Annotated in this window: 21 protein-coding genes and 1 riboswitch; of the genes, 4 read left to right on the top strand and 17 right to left on the bottom strand. The window is 71.2% G+C overall.

What is annotated here, in order from left to right; translation table 11 throughout:
* Window positions 1-58: 58 nt before the first annotated feature.
* The 6 genes from urtE to ACLQ2T_RS01015 form a co-directional block, all read right to left on the bottom strand.
* Entirely contained in the window at window positions 59-751 is a 693-nt protein-coding gene (gene urtE, locus ACLQ2T_RS00990) for an urea ABC transporter ATP-binding subunit UrtE (protein ID WP_425764080.1), read from the bottom strand.
* Complete coding sequence (gene urtD, locus ACLQ2T_RS00995; RefSeq protein WP_425764081.1) at window positions 751-1,518, bottom strand: urea ABC transporter ATP-binding protein UrtD; 768 nt, start codon at window positions 1,516-1,518, stop codon at window positions 751-753. The genes urtE and urtD overlap by 1 nt, the downstream gene beginning before the upstream one ends.
* Window positions 1,515-2,678: an urea ABC transporter permease subunit UrtC gene (urtC, locus tag ACLQ2T_RS01000; protein ID WP_425764082.1), complete on the bottom strand. Its 1,164-nt coding sequence runs from the start codon at window positions 2,676-2,678 to the stop codon at window positions 1,515-1,517. The genes urtD and urtC overlap by 4 nt, the downstream gene beginning before the upstream one ends.
* A complete protein-coding gene (urtB, locus tag ACLQ2T_RS01005; RefSeq protein WP_425764083.1) occupies window positions 2,675-3,562 on the bottom strand; it encodes an urea ABC transporter permease subunit UrtB in 888 nt (295 codons plus the stop codon). The genes urtC and urtB overlap by 4 nt, the downstream gene beginning before the upstream one ends.
* Window positions 3,563-3,672: 110 nt before the next feature.
* The gene (urtA, locus tag ACLQ2T_RS01010; protein ID WP_425764084.1) at window positions 3,673-4,917 is read right to left on the bottom strand and encodes an urea ABC transporter substrate-binding protein; all 1,245 of its coding nucleotides are present in this window, start codon (window positions 4,915-4,917) and stop codon (window positions 3,673-3,675) included.
* A gap of 476 nt (window positions 4,918-5,393) precedes the next feature.
* A complete protein-coding gene (locus ACLQ2T_RS01015; RefSeq protein WP_425764085.1) occupies window positions 5,394-6,518 on the bottom strand; it encodes a substrate-binding domain-containing protein in 1,125 nt (374 codons plus the stop codon).
* Window positions 6,519-6,614: 96 nt separating this feature from the next.
* Here ACLQ2T_RS01015 and ACLQ2T_RS01020 point away from each other — a divergent pair, with 96 nt between their 5' ends.
* Window positions 6,615-7,058: a MarR family winged helix-turn-helix transcriptional regulator gene (locus tag ACLQ2T_RS01020; protein ID WP_425764086.1), complete on the top strand. Its 444-nt coding sequence runs from the start codon at window positions 6,615-6,617 to the stop codon at window positions 7,056-7,058.
* A 196-nt stretch (window positions 7,059-7,254) separates the two neighbouring features.
* Here ACLQ2T_RS01020 and ACLQ2T_RS01025 read toward each other — a convergent pair whose 3' ends face one another.
* The 9 genes from ACLQ2T_RS01025 to ACLQ2T_RS01065 all read right to left on the bottom strand — a co-directional run bounded on the left by ACLQ2T_RS01025 (window position 7,255) and on the right by ACLQ2T_RS01065 (window position 14,172).
* Entirely contained in the window at window positions 7,255-8,277 is a 1,023-nt protein-coding gene (locus ACLQ2T_RS01025) for a serine hydrolase (protein WP_425764087.1), read from the bottom strand.
* A gap of 87 nt (window positions 8,278-8,364) precedes the next feature.
* Window positions 8,365-9,111: an SAM-dependent methyltransferase gene (locus ACLQ2T_RS01030; protein ID WP_425764088.1), complete on the bottom strand. Its 747-nt coding sequence runs from the start codon at window positions 9,109-9,111 to the stop codon at window positions 8,365-8,367.
* 60 nt (window positions 9,112-9,171) lie between these two features.
* A complete protein-coding gene (locus ACLQ2T_RS01035) occupies window positions 9,172-9,534 on the bottom strand; it encodes a DUF6968 family protein (protein WP_425764089.1) in 363 nt (120 codons plus the stop codon).
* Window positions 9,518-10,315 carry an urease accessory protein UreD gene (locus tag ACLQ2T_RS01040; RefSeq protein ID WP_425764090.1) on the bottom strand — a complete coding sequence of 266 codons (798 nt, stop codon included), beginning with the start codon at window positions 10,313-10,315 and terminating at the stop codon, window positions 9,518-9,520. Before ACLQ2T_RS01040 ends, ACLQ2T_RS01035 begins: the two co-directional genes overlap by 17 nt.
* Window positions 10,315-11,073, bottom strand: coding sequence for an urease accessory protein UreG (ureG, locus tag ACLQ2T_RS01045; RefSeq protein ID WP_425764091.1), 759 nt, complete (start codon window positions 11,071-11,073; stop codon window positions 10,315-10,317). The genes ACLQ2T_RS01040 and ureG overlap by 1 nt, the downstream gene beginning before the upstream one ends.
* Window positions 11,063-11,764, bottom strand: coding sequence for an urease accessory protein UreF (locus ACLQ2T_RS01050; RefSeq protein WP_425764092.1), 702 nt, complete (start codon window positions 11,762-11,764; stop codon window positions 11,063-11,065). The genes ureG and ACLQ2T_RS01050 overlap by 11 nt, the downstream gene beginning before the upstream one ends.
* Complete coding sequence (locus ACLQ2T_RS01055; protein ID WP_425764093.1) at window positions 11,764-13,467, bottom strand: urease subunit alpha; 1,704 nt, start codon at window positions 13,465-13,467, stop codon at window positions 11,764-11,766. Before ACLQ2T_RS01055 ends, ACLQ2T_RS01050 begins: the two co-directional genes overlap by 1 nt.
* Before the next feature lie 76 nt (window positions 13,468-13,543).
* Entirely contained in the window at window positions 13,544-13,873 is a 330-nt protein-coding gene (locus ACLQ2T_RS01060) for an urease subunit beta (protein ID WP_425764094.1), read from the bottom strand.
* Window positions 13,870-14,172, bottom strand: a complete 303-nt coding sequence (locus ACLQ2T_RS01065; RefSeq protein WP_013734263.1) for an urease subunit gamma — start codon at window positions 14,170-14,172, stop codon at window positions 13,870-13,872. Before ACLQ2T_RS01065 ends, ACLQ2T_RS01060 begins: the two co-directional genes overlap by 4 nt.
* A gap of 404 nt (window positions 14,173-14,576) precedes the next feature.
* A riboswitch (SAM riboswitch) is annotated at window positions 14,577-14,688 on the top strand.
* Window positions 14,689-14,971: 283 nt separating this feature from the next.
* Here ACLQ2T_RS01065 and ACLQ2T_RS01070 point away from each other — a divergent pair.
* From ACLQ2T_RS01070 to ACLQ2T_RS01080, 3 genes are read left to right on the top strand one after another with little or no spacing between them, the layout of a single operon-like run.
* Window positions 14,972-15,832, top strand: coding sequence for an ABC transporter substrate-binding protein (locus ACLQ2T_RS01070; RefSeq protein WP_425764095.1), 861 nt, complete (start codon window positions 14,972-14,974; stop codon window positions 15,830-15,832).
* A 34-nt stretch (window positions 15,833-15,866) separates the two neighbouring features.
* Window positions 15,867-16,649, top strand: coding sequence for an amino acid ABC transporter permease (locus tag ACLQ2T_RS01075; RefSeq protein ID WP_425764096.1), 783 nt, complete (start codon window positions 15,867-15,869; stop codon window positions 16,647-16,649).
* Window positions 16,646-17,377 (top strand): amino acid ABC transporter ATP-binding protein, encoded by a 732-nt coding sequence (locus tag ACLQ2T_RS01080; protein ID WP_425764097.1) that lies wholly within the window; start codon window positions 16,646-16,648, stop codon window positions 17,375-17,377. The genes ACLQ2T_RS01075 and ACLQ2T_RS01080 overlap by 4 nt, the downstream gene beginning before the upstream one ends.
* A gap of 18 nt (window positions 17,378-17,395) precedes the next feature.
* On the opposite strand, the gene ACLQ2T_RS01085 is transcribed toward ACLQ2T_RS01080, so the two are convergent.
* Together ACLQ2T_RS01085 and ACLQ2T_RS01090 are read right to left on the bottom strand one after the other, a co-directional pair.
* Window positions 17,396-17,911: a hypothetical protein gene (locus tag ACLQ2T_RS01085; protein ID WP_425764098.1), complete on the bottom strand. Its 516-nt coding sequence runs from the start codon at window positions 17,909-17,911 to the stop codon at window positions 17,396-17,398.
* 140 nt (window positions 17,912-18,051) lie between these two features.
* Window positions 18,052-20,169, bottom strand: coding sequence for a BTAD domain-containing putative transcriptional regulator (locus ACLQ2T_RS01090; protein ID WP_425764099.1), 2,118 nt, complete (start codon window positions 20,167-20,169; stop codon window positions 18,052-18,054).
* Window positions 20,170-20,288 lie beyond the last annotated feature (119 nt).

Consider the following 20,288-nt stretch of genomic DNA (forward strand, 5'->3'; position numbering starts at 1 on the left):
TGGCGGTGACACCCCCGACCGGACACCGCCATTGCGGCGAAACGGAGTCGATCAGCCGTCACACGGCGAGCGCCGCCCGGACATCGTGCTCCGCCTCGCCGCCCCCCTCGCCCGCGGAGGTGACCCGGCCGGACTCCAGCACGTGGTAGCGGTCGGCCACCTTCAGCGCGAACCCCAGGTGCTGCTCGACCAGCAGCACACTGAACCCGGTCTGCGCGATCAACGCCACGATCCGGTCCTGGATCTCGGCCACCACGGAGGGTTGGATGCCCTCGGTGGGCTCGTCGAGCATCAGCAACCGGGGTCGGGTGATCAACGCCCGGGCGATGGCCAGTTGTTGACGTTGCCCGCCGGAGAGCAACCCGGCCCGGCGACGCAGCAGCGGTTGCAGCGCCGGGAACAGGTCCAGCACCTCGGCGGTGGCCGTCGCACCGTCGCGACGGCGGTCGGCGACCAGGCGCAGGTTCTCCGCCGCCGTCAGATGGGGGAAACACTGCTGGCCCTGCGGCACGTACGCCAGACCCCGGGCGACCCGCTGGTGGGGGGCGAGCCGGGTGATGTCCTCACCGTCGAACTCGACCCGCCCGGCGCTGGGGCGCAGCAGTCCGGCGGCGACCCGCAGCAGGGTGGACTTGCCGGCGCCGTTGTGACCGAGCACGGTGGCCACCCCGTCGTCGGGCACGCTGACGTCGACGCCGTGCAGCACCCGGCTGCGACCGTAGCCGGCGTGCACCCCACGCAGACTGAACATCATGCCTCCACAGGGGTCGGGCCGTCCTCGACCGGGTGGCCGAGATAGACCTCCTGCACCCGAGGGTCGGCCTGCACCTGGGCGACCGTGCCCTCACTGAGCACCCGCCCGGCGTGCAGCACGGTGACCGTCCGGGCGAACCGGCGCAGGAAGTCCATGTCATGTTCGATCACCACCACCGTCCGGTCCTGGCTGACCCGCTCCAGCAGCACTCCGGTGGCGTCGCGTTCCTCGTGGCTCATCCCGGCCACCGGCTCGTCGAGCAGCAGCAGTCGGGCGTCCTGCACGAGCAGCATCCCGATCTCCAGCCACTGCTTCTGGCCGTGGGCCAAAGTGCCGGCGAGCTGATCGGCCCGACCGGCCAGGCCGATCACCTCCAGGGCCTCGGCCACCTCGTCGGGGATGCCGTGTCGGCGGCGCAGCAGGGTGGCCCAGCCACGCCGGGCCCCCACCGCGATGTCCAGGTTCTGCAACACGGTCAGTTCCTCGAACACCGTCGAGGTCTGGAAGGTGCGCCCCACCCCGAGGCGACTGATCCGGTGCACCGGGCGGCCGAGCAGTTCCCGGTCGCCGAAGCGTACCGAGCCGGTGGCCTTGACCAGCCCGGTCACCGCGTCGACCAGGGTGGTCTTGCCGGCACCGTTGGGGCCGATCAGGAACCGGAGGTCCCCCGGCGCCACCTCCAGGCTCACCCCGTCGACCGCGGTGAAGCCGTCGAAGCTGACCCGCAGGTCTCGCACGTAGAGCCCGTGCAGTTGCTCGGTCATGACGACACCTGCCCTTCCGGGCGGCGGGTCCGGCGCAGCCGGCCGAACCGCCGTTTGCCCTCGTCCCGCCGGAGCAGGCCGATCAGCGAGGCCAGGCCGCCGGGCAGGAACGCCACCACCACCACGAACAGCAACCCCTGAAGGTACGTCCAGGTGCCCGGAAACCGTTCCGACAGGGCGGTACGGGCCCAGGCCACCGCCACCGCGCCGAGCACCGGTCCGAGCAGGGTGGCCCGCCCACCGACGGCCACCCCGATGACGAACTCGATCGACGGGACGATCCCGATCATGGCCGGGGAGATGATGCCGACCGCGGGCACGAACAACGCCCCGGCCAGCCCGGCCATGCCGGCGGCCACCACGTACGCGACGAGCTTGACCACCGCCGGGTCGTACCCGAGGAAACGGACCCGTTCCTCGCCGTCGCGTACGGCCACCAGCAGTTCGCCGTAGCGGCACTGCATCAGGTGCCGGGCCAGGGCCAGCAGCGCCAGCAGGGTGCCGGCGATGATGAAGTAGACCATCCGCTGGTTGACCGGGTCGTCCAGGTCGTAGCCGAAGAAGCCCTGGATGTCGGTGAGACCGTTGGTGCCGCCGGTGGTGCCCTGCTGGCCGATCAGCAGGATCACCATGGCGGCGGCGAGGGCCTGGCTGAGGATGGCGAAGTAGGCGCCGCGGACCCGACGCCGGAACACCAGCGAACCGAGTACGAAGGCCACCGCCATCGGCAACAGCACCGTGGCGGGCAGGGCGAACCAGGGACTGGCGAAGGGCCGCCACCACAGCGGCAACTCGTCGAGTTGCCCGTACAACAGCATGAAGTCGGGCATGTTGCCCGGTCCCGCGTCGGCGAGCTTGAGATGCATGGCCATCGCGTAGCCACCGAGGCCGAAGAAGACCCCCTGGCCGAGGGCCAACATTCCGCCACGCCCCCAGGCCAGGCCGATCCCGACCGCGACCATGGCCACGCAGAGATACTTGGCCAGCAGGGAGAGCCGGAAGTCCGACAGCACCAGCGGTGCCACGGCGAACAGCACCGCGGCACCGAGGGCGAAACCGGCGGCGGCCCGGAAGCGGTGCCGGGAGGGACCGGCCGCCGGCTTGGCCGGTGGCGGTGTGGGGTCGACGACGGTACGGGAATCACGGGCGACGGTGGTCATGCCAGGCTCCGGGTTCGCAGGGTGAACATGCCCTGGGGCCGCCACTGGAGGAAGGCGACGATGGCGACGAAGACCATCACCTTGGCGACACTGAGGGTGGTCAGGTACTCGCCGGTGGCCTGGAGCACGCCCAGGGCGAAGGCGACGATCACGGTGCCCTTGAGCTGACCGATCCCGCCGACCACGACCACCAGGAAGGCGTCGATGATCAGGTTGGTGCCCATGGTGGGACCGATCGGACCCAGCAGGGTCAGCGCTACCCCGGCGACCCCGGCCAGGCCGGAGCCGATGAAGAAGGTCATCCGGTCCACCCGGGCGGTGGGGATGCCGGAGACCGCGGCCAGGTCGCGGTTCTGCACCACGGCCCGGATCCGGCGGCCCAGCGGGGTCACCCGCAGCCCGACGGTCAGGGCGGCCACCGCGGCGGCGGCCAGGGCCAGGATGAACAGCCGGTTGTTGGCCACCGTGATCCCGCCGGGCAGGGCGATGTTGCCGGTGAGCAGCTGCGGAGCGCGGGTCTGCACGTTGGGGCTGCCGAAGACGTCCCGGGCCAACTGTTGCAGGATCAGTGAGACACCCCAGGTGACCAGCAGGGTGTCCAGCGGGCGGGCGTAGAGGCGGCGGATCAGCAGGAACTCCAGCAGCACCCCCATCGCCCCGGCCACCACGAAGGCCACCGGCAGGGCGATCAGCAGGGACCAGCCGGCCGCCGTGATGACCTGTTGCAGAACATAGGTGGTGTACGCGCCGGCCATGATGAACTCGCCGTGCGCCATGTTGATCACCCCCATCTGGCCGAAGGTGAGGGCCAGGCCAAGGGCGATGAGCAGCAGCACCGCTCCGATGCTGACGCCGGTGAAGAGTTGGCCGATGAGAACTGTCACGGTGGGTACTCCGTACTGCTGATGGGAGCCCACCCGGGCCGGGCCTGCCGGCGGCCCGGGTGGGGTTGGTCCGGTCGGCGCCTGTCGTGGGCCGACCGGACCAGGACCGGTCAGCTCAGGCCGCCGGCCCAGGGGTAGCTCTTGAGGTACGGGTCCGGGGTGATCGGCGTGCCGGAGTTCCACACCTCAGTGATCAGGCCGTCCGGGCCGACCTTGCCCACCCGGGCGGTCTTGGCGATGTGCTGGGTGGCCCCGTCCACGGTGACCAGGCCCTCGGGTGCCTCGAAGGTGATGCCGTCGGAGGCCTTGCGGACCTGCTCCACCTCGAAGGTGCCGGCCTTCTCGACCATCGCCTTCCACAGGTAGACCGAGACGTAGGCGGCCTCCATCGGGTCGCTGGTCGGCTTGTCCGCCCCGTACTTGGCCTTGTACGCGGCGACGAACTTCTCGTTCGCCGCCCCCGGGGTGGTCTGGTAGTAGTTCCAGGCGGTCAGCTGGCCCTCCAGGTACTGGGTGCCGATGCTCTTGACCTCCTCCTCGGCGATCGACACCGACACCACCGGCATACTCGCCGCGGTCAGCCCGGCGGACTTGTACTCCTTGAAGAAGGCGACATTGCTGTCACCGTTGAGAGTGTTGAAGACCGCGTCCGCCCCGGAGGACTTCACCTTGTTGGTGATCGTGCCGAACTCGGTGGAGCCCAGGGGGGCGTAGTCCTCCCCCAGCACGCTCATGCCGTTGGCCTCGGCGTACGCCTTGATGATCTTGTTGGCGGTACGCGGGAAGACGTAGTCCGAACCGACCAGGTAGATCGACTTGGTGCCCTGCGCCTTGAGGTACTCCAGGCCGGGCACGATCTGCTGGTTGGTCGTCGCTCCGGTGTAGAAGATGTACGGCGACTGCTCCAGTCCCTCGTACTGCACCGGGTAGAACAGCAGCGACTTGTTCTTCTCGAACACCGGCTTCACGGCCTTGCGGCTGGCCGAGGTCCAGCAACCGAACACGGCCGCCACCCGGTCCTCGCGGATCAGTTTCTCGGCCTTCTCGGCAAAGGTCGGCCAGTCCGAGGCACCGTCCTCACCGACCGGTTGGATCTTCTTACCGAGCACCCCACCGGCGGCGTTGATCTCCTCGATCGCCAACATGATCGAATCGCGGACGGTCACCTCACTGATGGCCATCGTGCCGGACAGGGAATTGAGCAGGCCCACCTTGACGGTGTCGCCGGAAACGTCGGCGGTGACGCCGGAGGAGACCTTCTCGTCGGTCGTTTTACTGCCGCACGCGGCCAGCGTGGCCGCGGCGACCAGGGTCATGGCACCCGCCAGGATGCGTCGTCCCTGCAACAGTGTCATCAAATCTCCCTGCATCGCACCTGAGGCGTGGAGTCAGTTGCCCGGGAACGAGCGCCGGTCCCGGGTCGAGGGTGTCGAGCTGCGGTTCTGCGGTGCGGTCCGGTGGAGCAATCGCGGTGCCCGGTGGGCGGGTGGACGCCGACCGGGCGCCGATTCGGATATCGGGCAGGGAAAGCTTCGATCGGTTTCGTTGCGCGGATGTTTCCCAATCCTCAATAGACTGTTTCCGCTGTCAGGTAACAGAGATCCAGCGGACGCAGAAAATGCCGGTACCCACCGAAAAGAAATCGGCTCAAGGGCTACCGGCATACGATTATCGACCGGCGGCGACAGTGCATTGGCGACTGTCGTCCAACGGTGGGCGAGATCCGGTTCCACACCGGATACTTCACGCAGGAAGTATCTTATGTGGCCGATCTCCGGGCCTGTCAAGGCACGGTCGCATCACGCCCTTGGATCGGTGCCCTGCGGTCGGATCAGAGTTCGGCGACGACTGTGAAATCCAGGCCGTCGGCCTCGGCCAGGTAGATGCGCTGACGCACATGCCGCCGACGCAGCCGCAACTCCCCGCGCGGCCCGTCGTACGACACCACCTCGGCGGATGCCTCCACCGCCCGGACGTCCAACGTGCCGGCCTTGGCGATGAGGGCGGCCAGCAACATGACCCCCTCGTAGCAGGACTCACCGAGACTGCCCAACGGGGGCGCCTCCAGCCCGAACCGGCGGGCGAAGGCGCCGTGGAAGTCCAGATTCTCCGGAGTGACCAGGCCGGCGAAGAAGCCGGCCGTGCTGAACAGCCGCGCCGTGTTGGCCGCACCACTGGCCAGCAGCATGTTCTCGTCCATCAGGGTGCTCAACCGCAGACACCGCTGATCCAGCCCGGAGCGGGCGAAGGCCCGGTTGAACCGCACCGCGTCCGCCCCGACCAGCAGCATCAGCACCGCGTCGGCGTCACTGTGCTCGATCCGCCGCAGCACCTCGGCGTAGTCGTGGGTCTCCAGCGGCAGAAAATGGTGCCCGACCACCCGACCGCCACCGCCCCGGGCGTACCGGTAGGCGGCCTGCGTGGTCCGGCGGGGCCAGACGTAGTCGTTGCCCACCACGAACCAGCGCCGCACCCCCAGGTCGGCCAACACCCGCATCGCCGGCCGGAGCTGGGCATCCGGGGTCTCGCTGGTCAGGAAGACCCCCTCGGTACGCTCACCACCCTCGTACAGGGCGGTGTAGACGTACGGCACCCGGTGGGCGATCCGTGGCGCCACCGCCTGACGGACCGAGGAGATGTGCCAACCGGTGACCCCCTGCACCGCCCCGACCGACACCAGGGCCTCCACCTCGGCGGCCACCTCGGCCGGAGGCGCCCCGCCGTCGACCGGGATCAGCCGCAGTTGGCGACCGAGCACCCCGCCCCGGTTGTTGACCTCCTCGACGGCGAGTTGCGCGCACAGCTCGCAACTCGGGCCGAACATCCCGGCGGGCCCCCGCATCGGATACACCAACCCGATGCTGACCACACCCCGGTCGACCGTGAGCCAGGACGTCCCGGCGGCGACACTCGACGTCGCCGATGGACTCCCGTTCCCCGATGCCGGACCGGACATGAACACATCGTGGCCGCCGCCGATCCCGGTGACCAGTTCTCCCCATTGGGCGGGACGTCTCGGTACGATGACCGGCAACCGCAAGGCGGGAGTGACATGTCAGAGTTTCCCGGCTCCGCAGCCGACCTGCTGCCCCTGCTCACCCGCGCCGAACGACTACTCTCCCGCCGGGTCGGTGCCCTGCTGGCCGACGAAGGGCTCAGCATCGAGGCGTGGCGGGTGCTCGGTCTGCTCGCCGACGGGCTGGGCCATCCGATGAGTGAGGTGGCCGCGGAGGCCTCCCTGCCCCCGGGCACCCTGACCAAGCTGGTCGACCAACTCGTCGACCGCAATCTGGTCTTCCGCCGGGTCGACCCGATCGACCGCCGTCGCATCCGGGCCTACCTGACCGCCCGTGGCCGTGCCGAGCACGAACGCCTCTCCACCCTGATCCAGGCCGACCTGGCCGCCCTCAGCGCAGTGGACGACATCACCCTAGCCACCCACCTGACCGCCCTGATCACCCGCCTGACCCCCCACCACCACCCCACCCCCGCCTAACCACCCCACTCATCCCTGCCCCACCCCACCCGGCCCCACCCGGCCCAGCTCGTCTCGTCTCGTCTCGCCTCGCCGATCTTGCACTTTTGGTCGCTGATTCGCGGCTTTTGAGACGTTATGCCCCGACAGAAAGTGCAAGATCGACGGGCCAGGGGCGAGGGGCGGGGCGAGGGCGAGGGCGAGGGCGAGTGGGGTGTTAGCCGCCGTTGTTGGGGTGGAAGCGTGGGACGCGGTGGCGGGCGGGTGCGGTGCGGTTGGTGATCGGGGAGATGGCGTCGAACATGGTGCGGCCGAGGACCGCGTGGGCGCGTACGGCCGGGTGGGTGCCGCCGTAGTTGTCCAGGTCGCCGAGGGAGTCGGCGAAGAAGGCGTAGGTCAGGGTGGGTGCGCCGGTGGGGTCGAACATGACGCCTACCTCGTGTCGGGCGGCACCCCGCGAGTCGTAGTCCGCGCCGTACTTGGTGGCCACCCGGCTGCGCTCGGCCGAGGACATGTCACGGCGAATCCCGTCGTGGTAGCCGTTGATCCAGCGCAGGATCCCGAGCAGGAAGTCGCTGGACCGGGGGGACAGCAGGGTCTTGTTGACCAGCCGCCACAGCAGATCGTGGGTCTCGCGTGGGGTGGTCACGCCGAGGAAGAACCGGTTCGGGTTGGCCACCGGCTCGACCCGGGTGTGGGTGAAGCCCTTGGCCGCGAGGATCTGGTTGATCTCCAGGGCCGGCACCACCCGGCCACACATTCGTACGGCGGTGTTGTCGGAGACGAGCAGCAGCGCGGTGAGGAAGTTCGCCACGGTGATCTCGTCGCCCCAGACCGTGTGCAGGAAGTAGATCCCGCTGCCGCCGAGGATGATGTCTCCGGTGAGGTCCAGGCGCTGGCCGAGGGCCAGCTCGCCACGGTCGATCTTGTCCATGACGGCGACCGCGACGGCGAGCTTCTGCACGCTGTAGCCGTGCGTCACCCGGTCGGCATCGTCGTCCACAACGACACTCAGCCCACCGGCGGCACCGACCATCGCGACATGCGTGTGCCACGAACCCCCCGCCAGCGCCTTCTGCTTCCGGTACGCACGCCGGATCACCTTCGGCGCCGGTAAGGTGCCGATCGACGGACCCGCGTCGGGGCCCGGTGCCGCCACGGCTCTGCCTGGCGTTGCGACCAACGCCGCCGTCGCCGCCCCGATCCCGATGGCGGCCCGACGACTCATCTGCTCAGCCATTCGCCACTCCTTCGCCCAGTGCTCCAACCCGGCGGGTGCCGGCACCGGACACACGGTGCCATATCACCTGATCCAGCGCAGTCCCGGTCAGCGGCGGATCAGGGCGAAGACTCCCCAACCCAGGTGGTCGCGGCGGTAGCGCACGTGGCGCAGAGGGTCCTCGGTCAGTTCCTGTCGCAGCTCGGGGGCGAGCGGATCGTCCGGGTTGTCGTCCAGCCAGCGGCGCAGGTTGAGCCAGTGTGCCGCCGCGTAGCGATCCCAGCTGTCCTGGTCGGCCAGCACCATCTCGACCAGGTCCCAGCCCTGCTCACCGAAGAGACCGACCAGGCCGGGCAGGTCGTGGAAGTCGTCCCGGTGGGTGGTGTCGCAGCCCTCGACGGTCGCCTGGTCGGGTGGCTCGATGCGCCAGTACGGCTCACCGACCAGGGCTATGCCGCCCGGACGCAGCCGCCGGGCCAGGATCTCCAGGGTGCCGGGAACACCGTTGCCGATCCAGGTGGCCCCGACACAGGCCGCCACGTCGACCGGTTCCTCGCAGTCGTACGTGGCGGCGTCCCCGTGCACGAAGCTGACCTGATCCGCCACCCCCAGTTCGACCGCCCGCTGCCGGGCTGCGACGGTGAAGGCGGTGCTGATGTCCACGCCGGTGCCGACCACCCCGTGGTCGCGGGCCCAGGTGCAGAGCAACTCACCCTTGCCGCTGCACAGGTCGAGGATGGTGGCGCCCGGGGCGAGTTTCAGCGCCCGCCCCAGGGTGGCCAGCTTCTCCGCGTCGAACGGGTTGAGGATGCGCAGGTCACCCTCGCGGATGACGAACTGTCGCGGCAGGTCCATGCACCGGCACGTTAACCACCCGCGCCATCGGGGCCAACCGGATTACCAGGGACCGGCCGGTCAACCCAGGCCGGCGGCCGGCGAGCCGGCGGGTGGCGCGGCCGGGCCCGGGTCGACACGCAGGCCGAAGTCCGGCTGTCCCAGCCAGTCCAGCCGGGCCGAGGTCTGCTCGGCATGTTCGGCCAGCAGCAGCCGGACCCGGTACGCGGCCAGCAGCAGCGCCTGGAGGGAGTCCACTCCGAACGCGGTCTGCACCGAATCCTCGCCCACTCCCTCGACCTGGAACGGGCAGCACCAGTCACCGTTGCGCGACGACGGATCCGGATGCGGCTTCCCGAGGCGGACCACCAGCTCCGAGGTGGCACCATCCGGGTCGGTGACCGCGATGCGCCGCTCGGCGACGACCTCATCCAGTTCGGACAACCTCCTGCTCCTCTCCCCCGAACGAACCTCTCCCGATCGAAGCAGCGATGCTATCCGGAAGATCGTCGGGTCCGAGGTACGACCGCAGGGTGTGTGCGTCGGGAGCCGTCGCGGTCCACAGGGTCGCCGGTCCGCCGGCCAGCGGCAGCCGGGCCAGGGTGCCCCGTACCGCCGGTGGATCGGGGGGTCGGGTGGGGTCGAGAACCAGCAGCGAACCGGTGGCCGGTGCACCGTCGAGGACCGCCGGGCCGGCCCAGCCGGGTGCCTGGGGTCCGACCGTCAACGACTGGCGCAACAGCGGCCGACCCGCCAGGTCGACCCAGGTGTTGATCTCGGCGTGACCGGGTTGTTCGCGGTGCCGGCCGCAGATCAACTCGTCCCGCCAGTGCAGGGTGCCGCCCTCGGCGACCTCCACCTGGGCGTCGGCGATGTGCGCGCAGCCGGCCGCGGCGACCAGTTGCTCCGGCAGCCAGTGCAGGACGGCCTCCGCCGCGACGGTGGCCCGTACCAGCATCCGGGAGACCGCCCCGGGGCGGCCCGGCAGCGCTATGGAGGCGGCGACCGTCTGCACGCGTACCACCGCACCCGGGCCGACCTCGACGTCCAACCGCAGGTCGTCGCCGGCGAGCGGACCGGCCGCACCGCCGACGACGTACACCGTGACGCCACCGCCCGGTCCGGGGACCTGGCGCAGCAGCAGTGGGCTCTCGCCGCGCAGCTCGGCCAGGGTGGTGCGGCCGTGCCGGTCGGCACGGGCCACCAGCCGGGCGGTGGCCCGCATCAGGCCTGGCCGGCGGGAACCGCCGCCCGGGTACCGGCGTCGCTGGATCCGGAATCGAGGCCGGTGGCGCGGTGGTGGGCCAGTTCGTGCCGGATCCACTCGGCTACCCGGGAAGCCAGGGGGTCCTCGGTGATGGACTGGAACACCGTGGGCAGGGTGCCCCGCCGGGCCCGGGCGTCGCGGTCCATCACGGACAGGTCCGCGCCGACCATCAGCGCCAGATCCGTCTTGTTGATCACCAGGAGGTCGGCGGCGGTCACCCCCGGCCCACCCTTGCGCGGCACCTTGTCCCCGCCGGCCACGTCGACCACGAAGATCTGCCGGTCGACCAGGCCCCGGCTGAAGGTGGCGGTCAGGTTGTCCCCGCCGCTCTCGACGAGCACCAGGTCCAGCGGGCCCAGCGCCTCGGCCAGTTCGTCGATCGCGTCGAGGTTCGCGCCGATGTCGTCGCGGATGGCGGTGTGCGGGCAGCAGCCGGTCTCCACCGCCCGGATCCGGGCCGGGTCGAGCACTCCGGCCCGCTTGAGGAAGTCGGCGTCCTCGGTGGTGTAGATGTCGTTGGTCACCACGGCCAGCCGCAGTTCGTCGGCGAAGGCCCGGCACAGCGCGGCGACCAGAGCGGTCTTGCCGGAGCCGACCGGGCCGCCGATGCCGACCCGCAACGCCCGCACTTCCGTGGGCAGCGGGGCGTGTGGATCCACCCCCGGTTCGGGGTGGGTGTGGGGAACGGACTCGTCGTGGGCAAGGTCAGGACGCAAAGAGACGCACCTCCCAGGTGGCATGAGCTTCGGCGTGGATGTCGGCAAGTGGGGCCGCGGCGGCGGGCAGCCGCCACGGTGGTTGGGCGGCGGCCAGCGCCGCGCGGGCAGCGGTGGTGTCGCAGGCCTCGGCGAGTCGCACCAGCAGGGCCTGCACCTGGTACGGGTCGAGACCCAGCAGGCGTACGGCGGCGCTGGCCGCCCCGGTCACCGTCGCGTGCACGGCTACCGTGGCGACCTGCGCCGGGTCGAGGCCGGCGGCGGCCCCGACCAGCCCGAGGACGAGCGGTTGGTGCGGGCCACCCGGGGTGGCGGGCAGGTCGTCGAAGGCGGCGGCGGGCCAGATCTCCCGACCGGCCCGCAGCAGGGCCCGGCCCTGCCGCCGGGACACCGCCCGCTGTGCCGGAGAGGCGGTACGCGCGTCCAGTTCGGCGTCGAGCCGGGCGAGCGCCAGCCGTCGACCGTGGACCCCGTCCGACCCCAGCGGACCGGCCACGGACCGGGCCGCCGCCGCGAAGGCCGCCGCGACCAGTCCGGCGGTGGCCAGCCGACCGCGCAGGTACTCCCCCAGGGTGGTCAGGTCGGTCACCCGTCCGGCCGCCACGGCCGCCTCCAGGCCGCAGGAGTGGGCGTGCGCACCGGCCGGGAACCGCCCGTCGGCCACCAGCAGCACAATCGTCGGTACGGCCATCAGAACAGGAAGTACCGCTGGGCCATGGGCAGTTCGGTGACCGGGTCGGGTTCGACCACCTCCCCGTCGATGCGCACGGTGAAGGTGTCCGGGTCGACCTCGATGCGCGGCAGGGCGTTGTTCTGCGGCAGGTCCGCCTTGCCGCGCGAGCGCACATCGGCCACCGGCACCACCCGCCGACGCACGTCCAGACGCAGCCCGGCCTCCAGCGCCGCCGGGGCGACGAACGCCAGGCTGGTGGCCGCCGCCGCACCGCCGTAGGCGCCGAACATCGGCCGGGGCAGCATCGGCTGGGGGGTCGGGATCGAGGCGTTCGCATCCCCCATCTGGGCGTACGCGATCATGCCGCCCTTGATGACCAGGTGTGGGCGTACGCCGAAGAAGGCCGGCTCCCAGAGCACCAGGTCAGCGAGCTTGCCCGGCTCCACCGAACCGATCTCGTGGTCGAGGCCGTTGGCCATGGCCGCGCAGATGGTGTATTTCGCCACGTACCGCCGGGCCCGGTGGTTGTCGGCGGCGCCGTCACCCGGCAGCGCCCCCACCCGGGCCTTCATCACGTGTGCGCTCTGCCAGGTACGCAGCACGACCTCCCCGACCCGGCCCATGGCCTGGGAGTCCGAGCCGATGATGGAGATCGCCCCGAGGTCGTGCAGCAGATCCTCGGCGGCCATGGTGGACGGCCTGATCCGGCTCTCGGCGAAGGCCAGGTCCTCCGGCACCGCCGGGTTCAGATGGTGGCAGACCATCAGCATGTCCAGGTGCTCGGCGAGGGTGTTGCGGGTGTACGGGCGGGTCGGGTTGGTCGACGAGGGCAGCACGTTGGGTTCCCCGGCGACCGTGATGATGTCCGGTGCGTGTCCGCCTCCGGCTCCCTCGGTGTGGTACGAGTGGATGGCCCGGCCGCCGATCGCCCGCAGGGTGTCCGCGACGAACCCGGCCTCGTTGAGGGTGTCGGTGTGGATGGAGACCTGCACCCCGGAGGCGTCGGCCACCCGCAGGCAGGCGTCGATCGCCGCCGGGGTGGTGCCCCAGTCCTCGTGCAGCTTGAAGCCGCCGGCCCCGGCCCGGAGTTGCTCCCACAGCGCCTCGGTGGAGACCGTGTTGCCCTTGCCGAGCAGCAGCACGTTCACCGGGAAGGTGTCGAGGGCCTCGTGCATCCGGGCCAGGTGCCAGGCGTTCGGGGTGACCGTGGTGGCCCGGGTGCCCTCGGCCGGCCCGGTGCCGCCGCCGACCAGGGTGGTGACCCCGCCGGCAAGGGCCTCGGTGACGATCTGCGGGCAGATGAAGTGCACATGGGTGTCCACCGCCCCGGCGGTCAGGATGCGACCGTTGCCGGCGATCACCTCGGTCGCCGGGCCGATCACCAGATCCGGGTGCACCCCGTCCATGGTGTCCGGGTTGCCGGCCCGGCCCAGGGCCACGATCCGCCCGTCCCGCAGCCCCACGTCGGCCTTGACCACCCCCCAGTGGTCCAGCACCACCGCCCCGGTGATGACGGTGTCCAGGGCGCCCTCGGCCCGGGTGGCCCGGGACTGGCCCATCGACTCGCGGATCACCTTGCCGCCACCGAAGACCGCCTCGTCGCCGCCGACACAGTGGTCGTGCTCGACCTCGATGAGCAGGTTGGTGTCGGCCAACCGGATCCGGTCACCCGTGGTCGGCCCGTACAGGGCGACGTAACGGTTTCGCTCGACGATGCTCATGACGGCTCTCCGCTTCGCTGCGTGCCGCCATGAGGCACGGCCGCACTGAGCTTGCTGATTCGCTCGCTGCGCTCGCTCATGCCGCTGCCTCCGGCCCGGCGTCCAGTGCCCCGCCGCACTCGCCCCGCAGGCCGGGCACGATCCGAGCACCGGCCAACGGCACCAGGTCGACACTGCGGCTCACCCCCGACTCGAAGCGCACCGACGTGCCGGCCGGTACGGCCAGCCGCTGCCCCCAGGCGATGTCCCGGTCGAAGTCCAACGCCGGGTTGGCCTCGGCGAAGTGGTAGTGCGAGCCGACCTGCACCGGCCGGTCGCCGGTGTTGACCACCAGCAGGGTGGTCACCGGTCGCCCGACGTTGATCTCCACCGGATCGGCCGCCGGCAGGATCTCCCCCGGAATCACGGGATCGGGTGGTGCACCGTCACCAACTTGGTGCCGTCCGGGAAGGTCGCCTCCACCTGCACCTCCCCCAGCAACTCGGGGATGCCGTCCTGCACGTCCTCGCGGGTCAGCACGGTGCGACCGGCGGACATCAGGTCAACCACGGAGCGCCCGTCGCGGGCACCTTCGAGCAGGAAGGCGGTGATCACCGCGACGGCCTCGGGATAGTTCAGGCGCAGGCCGCGTTCGCGGCGGCGCCGGGCGACATCCGCCGCCACGTGGACGAGCAGACGATCCTGCTCGTGGGGAGTGAGATACAACTGTGGCTCCCGGTGGGTGTCCGCGCCCCCGCGGGCTCGACGCCTCGACGCGCCGCTGCCCGGTCCAGGGGCTCGCCCGCCGGTCCCGCCAGGTGTGCGGGCCTCGGGAGTGCCACCCTCCCGGCCCTCATGGCGAGGCACCGACGGTGTCTTCTCGGATGCGGACCGCACCGCCCACCGCTGAGCCGACCGTAAGGGATCACGCGAACGGTGGCAATGGGCGGCCCACATCGCGACCTCCGGCTGCTCGTGTCGACGGGCCCTAGCCCGCGCGTCAGCCCTCGCCCCACCGGCGGACTCCGGGTCACCGGGTGCTACCTGCCGCACCACCGCAATGACGTGGGCGTGAGGGCCGTCATATCGGGTGGACGCTGACCCGTCACCTGCTGCTAGCCTCAGCCGCAGGTCATGAGTGCCAGCGTGAAGCCCCGGCTTGCTGGCCGGCAACCCTCGTCCGCGCAGGGGTGCCCCGGGTGAGGACCAGGCATCGGAGTGGCTCCGGTGCAAGCGTGGCCTGGTTTCCAGGTCATCACGACCTCGAGGGAGACCCATGTCGTACCGCAGTCGATCCGCTCCCGTGGCGACCTGCCTGGACCTGACCCAGCGTCGGCACGTCGACATGATGCGGGTCTGCAGCGCCGCGTGTAGCTGACCGCGTCGCCGCCGGTCACCGCGCCTTCGGGCGGACGGTGGCCAGCCCACTCCCCCTCTTGTCATCGGTTCATCCCCACGGTCCGTCGTACGACGGACCGTCGGTGCGGCACGTCCGTGCCCGCCGTCGTTCATCCAGGAGACACCTGTGCGAATCCTTCCTGCCCTGACCCGGGCCGCCGCCGTCGGCGCCGCCGCAGTCCTCGCCGCCGTCACCCTCACCGCCTGCGGCTCGGACTCGGCCGGCGAGGCCGACAACCCGTACAACCTGCTCCAGCCCGGAGTGCTGCGGGCCGGCACGCTCACCGACGCGCCGCCGAACGTGTACCTCAAGGACGGCAAGTTCACCGGGTTCGACAACGACCTGCTGGTCGCCGCCGCCGACAAGCTGGGGCTGCGGGTCGAGTTCGTCGGCACCGACTTCTCCGGCCTGCTGGCCCAGGTCAACAACCGCAAGTTCGACGTCGGCAGCTCCTCGATCACCATCACGGAGGCGCGGAAGAAGACCGTCGACTTCGGCAACGGCTACGACTTCGGTTACCTCGGCCTCAACGTGCCCGCCGGTTCGACCCTGAGCAGCTTCGACGAGCTGCCCGGCAAGCGGGTGGTCGTCGTGCAGGGCACCGTCCAGGACGACTACGCCACCACCAAGGGCCTGGACCCGGTACGGGTGCCCGACTACAACGGCGCGCTCAACCAGCTCAAGGCGGGCACCGCGGATGCCTGGATCTCCCCGGCCGAGATCGGTGAGAAGACCGCCGCGGACAGCGGCGGCAAGATCACGGTGGCGGCGAAGGAACTCAGCCCGGCCCCGACGGCGTACGCCTTCGCCAAGGGCAACGACGCGCTGCGCGAGGCGCTGAACAAGGCCCTCGACGAGGTCATCGCCGACGGCACCTGGACCCGGCTCAGCGCGCAGTACTACCCGGGTCGGGCCATCCCGGCCGACTTCACCCCGGGCAGCGGCAACGTGACCGCCCCGTCGGTGGCCCCCTCGGCCGCTTCCTGACCGGTACGACCAGCTAGCAGGGCGGAGGTTGACCGTGGATCCGTTGCGCACCCTGTGGGAGACGTTCTTCGACTGGGAGTCCATGCGCGAGGCGCTACCCGAGATGATCACTGTCGGGTTGCCGAACACGCTGATCCTGGCGGTCACCGCCGCCCTGCTCGGCTCGGCGCTGGGCATCCTGCTGGCCGTCGCGGGCAGCTCGCGGACCCGCTGGCTGCGCTGGCCGGCCCGGGTCTACACGGACGTGTTCCGTGGCCTGCCGGCGGCGGCGACCATCCTGCTGATCGGGGTCGGGCTGGCCCCGCTCGGTATGCAGGTGTGGGGACCCAACCCGTACCCCCTGGGCATCCTGGCGCTGTCGCTGATCGCCTCGGCGTACATCGGGGAGATCTTCCGCTCCGGCATCCAGTCGGTCGAGGCCACCCAGTTGGAGGCGGCCCGCGCGTTGGGCTTCTCCTGGGGGGAGGCGATGCGCCGGGTGATCATCCCGCAGGGCATCCGGCGGGTCCTGCCGGCCTGGGTGAACCAGCTGATCGCCCTGATCAAGGACTCCAGCCTGGTCTACTTCCTGGGGCTGCTGGCCAGTCAGCGGGAACTGTTCCGGATCGGGCAGGACTACGCCGCCAACACCGGCAACCAGTCGGCGTTGCTGCTGGCCGGGCTCTTCTACCTGGTGCTGACGGTGCCGCTGACCCACTTCGTCAACTGGATCGACCGGCGGCTACGGCACGGTAGGCCGGCCACCGGCCCGGCCGACGAGGACCCCGACGACCTCGACCTGGCGCTGCCCGGCGCGGCGGGAGGAAACCAACGATGAGCGACTCGGTCAGTCTGAGCCTGCGTGATGTGCACCTGGCCTTCGGGCGTCACCAGGTGCTGCGCGGGGTGGACCTGGACGTGGCCCGGGGCGCGACGGCCTGCGTGATCGGCCCCTCCGGGTCGGGCAAGTCGACCCTGCTGCGTACGGTCAACCGGTTGTTGGAACCGGATCGCGGCGATGTGCTGCTGGACGGACGCAGCGTGCTGCGCGACGACCCGGATGTCCTGCGCCAGCGGGTGGGCATGGTCTTCCAGCAGTTCAACCTGTTCCCGCACATGAGCGTGCTGCGCAACATCACCCTGGCCCTGCGCCGGATCCGCAAACTCGGCGAGGACGAGGCGGCGGCGGTGGCCCGCGAACACCTGGACCGGGTGGGGCTGGCCGCCAAGGCCGACGCCCGTCCGGCGCACCTGTCCGGTGGGCAGCAACAGCGGGTCGCCATCGCCCGCGCCCTGGCCATGCAGCCGCAGGTGATGCTCTTCGACGAGGCCACCTCGGCGCTGGACCCGGAGTTGGTCAAGGGTGTCCTGGCGTTGATGGCGGACCTGTCGGCGCAGGGCATGACCATGGTCGTGGTGACCCACGAGATGGGTTTCGCCCGGGAGGTCGCCGACACGGTCGCCTTCATGGACGCCGGGGTGGTGCTGGAGGCCGGTGAACCGGCCGCGATCTTCGAAGCGGCGCAGCATCCCCGCCTGCGCCGCTTCCTCTCCCAGGTGCTCTGAGCAGACCCGGGACTGTCGTCACTGTCCGGTCGGCAGTTGCCCGTCGAACTCAGGGCAACGCTTCATGGTGTAGTCCGACACCGGCGGCATCGCCGTCTTGAGCCCCTCCAGGGTCTGACCGAGGCGGGCGTACGCCGCGGGATCCTGGGGCATGCTCTTGCCCGAGGCCTCGATGGCGGCGGCGTAGAACTCGCTCAACGTCGCCACGTCGGACTTGATCTCGGCCGGCGCTGCCGCCTTCAGCTCCTTCAGCTGGGTACGGGCCTGCGCCACCTCGGCCTTGCCCGCGCTCTCGGTGAACAGCGGGTCCATCGCGACGGTGAACGACTGCACCGCGTCGCACCAGCGGTCCCCGTCACCCGACCCGGTGTTCTTCCCGCCGCTGCCCTGGTCGGGTGCCTCCCCACCATCGGCCCGAGTCGTCGCGCCCGACGTGTCGGCCCCGCCCGAGGCGGCACCGTCCGGCCCGCCACCACAGCCGGTCAGCATGAGCCCGGCCGCGAGCACGACAAGCAGCCCTCGAATCCGTAGCATCGTCTTCTCCCTCGACCTGAACACGCTGACCGCCCCCGTCTGCCGCCGGCGCCATCGCGGTCACGGCACCCGCCACCTCGGCGTCCACAGCGACCGTCTCTGGACAGTGAGCAGTCTGATGGACAGTCTTCGGGGGCGGTTCAGGAATTGTTCAGGCGGGCCCGCTCCGGCAGCGCGGACGCGGCAGGTTGGACACCGATCTCGGCCATCCGCGCGACGTACTCCTGATAGCGCCGGTTGGCCTCACCGTGCCGCCCGGCGGCCGACAACGCGCCGATCAGCCCGAGGTGGGCCGGCTCGTCGTAACCGTCCTCGCCGACCAGCCGCAGGTACCAACCGATCGCCGCGTCGGCCCGGTCCAGGTGCAGATGCCGTCTCGCCAGCCGGTGGGTCACCTCGCGGTGCAGCGCGGACAGCAGCGCCCGGGGCCGCTGGACCGTCGCGCCGACGACCTCGTCGTCGGCACAGAGATCGCCGGCGTACATGGCCACCACCGTCTCCAGCTGGCTCAGCAACCGGTCGTCGGCGGCGGTGCCGGACGGCGGCAGGCTCGCGGTGTCGGCCGCGACGGCCGCTCGGGCCGCGTCGTGGAAGCGCAACGCGTCCACCACCACATGTGCCGTACTGAGCTGCACGGTCGCCGAATCGATGATCAGGTAGCGGTCCGCCGGATGTCGCCGACCCGGGTCGAGCACACCCCGCACGGTCGAGATCAGCACCGACAGGCGGCGCAGCGCCACCTCGGCGCGGGCCTGCGGCCACAGCGCGGCGGCCAGGGCGTCGCGGGCCACCGGTCGGCCGAGTTGCGCGGCCACCAGGTGGAGCAGATCCCGCGCCTTGCGGGACTGCCAGCTGCCGACCGGCACCGCCGCGCCGGCCAGCCGCACCGCGAACTGGCCCAGGATCTGCACCTCCACCTCGGGAACCGGTGCCGGCCCGATCGCCGCCAACGGTCCGGCGACATGCCAGCCACCTTCCTGTACGCCGATGCGGCGCAGCCGCTCGTACGCGATCTGCTCCGCGACCAGGTCACCGGTGAGCCGGGCCTGGAGCAGGGCGTTGGTGGCGAGCGCGAACTCGTTGCCGAGCTCGGCCCAGATCGCCGCCGCCTCGACCAGGTCGGCGAGCAGCCGGCGTACGGTCCGGGGCGAGGTCGCCTCGGGGTTGGCGCGGTGGGCGGCGAGGGTGACGAGTTCCATGGCCTCGGCCAGGCCGGCCGTGTCCCGGCGGCGACCGGCCTCGGCGCGGACCTGTTCGCCGTACCGCAGGGCGGTGTGCGGGTCTCCGCAGCAGAGGGCGACCCAGCCGGCGGCCAACTCGGCGACGGTGGGGCCCGCGGAGCTGGGCAGCGACAGGGCCCGCTCGGCGTGGCGGGCCGCCGTCTGCGGGTCGTCGGCGTAGCTGAGCCGGGCGAGCCCCGCGCACGCCTCCACCAGCACCTGCGCGTTGCCGTCCGGCTCCCCCATGGCCAGCGCCGCCCGATAAGCGGCCACCGCCTGGTGGGTCGCCCCCCGCACCCGGTGCACCCGGGCGGCCAACGTCAACCCGAAGGCGGCCAGCGGCGAACCGGCCCGCTGCCACCGGGCCAGCGCCTTGTCCGCGTCGCTGCGGGCACGATGCAGGTCACCCAGGCCCAGCCACGCCTCCGCCCGGTTGTGCAGCGCCAACGCGAGCAGCATCTGCTGCCCGAGCAACTCGCCGAGCCGGACCGCCTCGTCGAGTTCCTCGATGGCCGGCCGGTAGTGGCCCTCCTCGACGAGCCGCGACCCGACATTGCACCGGATCCGCAGTTGCTGCCCGAAGTCACCGGCGCGTTCGGCCGCCGCCAGGGCCTGGGCGTACGCGTGTTCGTTTCCCGCGCGGTCGCCGTCGCCGAACGCGGCCAACGCCTGCGCCAGATAGGCCGCCGCCACCGCCGCGTCGTCGCCGCTGCGTTCGGCGACCCGGATCGCGTCCGTCGCCAACTGCCGGGTACGCGCCTGGTCGCCCTGGGCCCAGCGGGTCGCGGCCCAGCCGGCGAGGACCTGGGCGTGGTCGGCCAGCGCCGACGGGCGCTCGTCGGCGAGGTCGAGGTCGACGCGGCGATAGCAGGCGTCGGCCGCGTCGAACCGACCCTGCTGGTGCAGCAGCACACCGAGCCGCCAGGCCAGCCCTGCCGGTAGCGGCAGGTCCGCCGGGACGGCTGCCAACCGGCGCAGGGCCTCGTCCTGGTGTCCCTGGTGGACGGCCGTCTCGATCGGGGTGAGCAGGTCACGCATGTCCACACCGCCCATGCCGGTGGGCAGGACGTGAGACGGTCGAGCACATCGGGCGCAGACGGCTACCCCCTGCTGGCCGATCGGCACGTTCACGGTCGTGGTCTGAGCGTCCTCGTCCC

Origin of the sequence: Micromonospora sp. DT229, assembly GCF_049844505.1 — a bacterium.
GTDB lineage: Bacteria > Actinomycetota > Actinomycetes > Mycobacteriales > Micromonosporaceae > Micromonospora.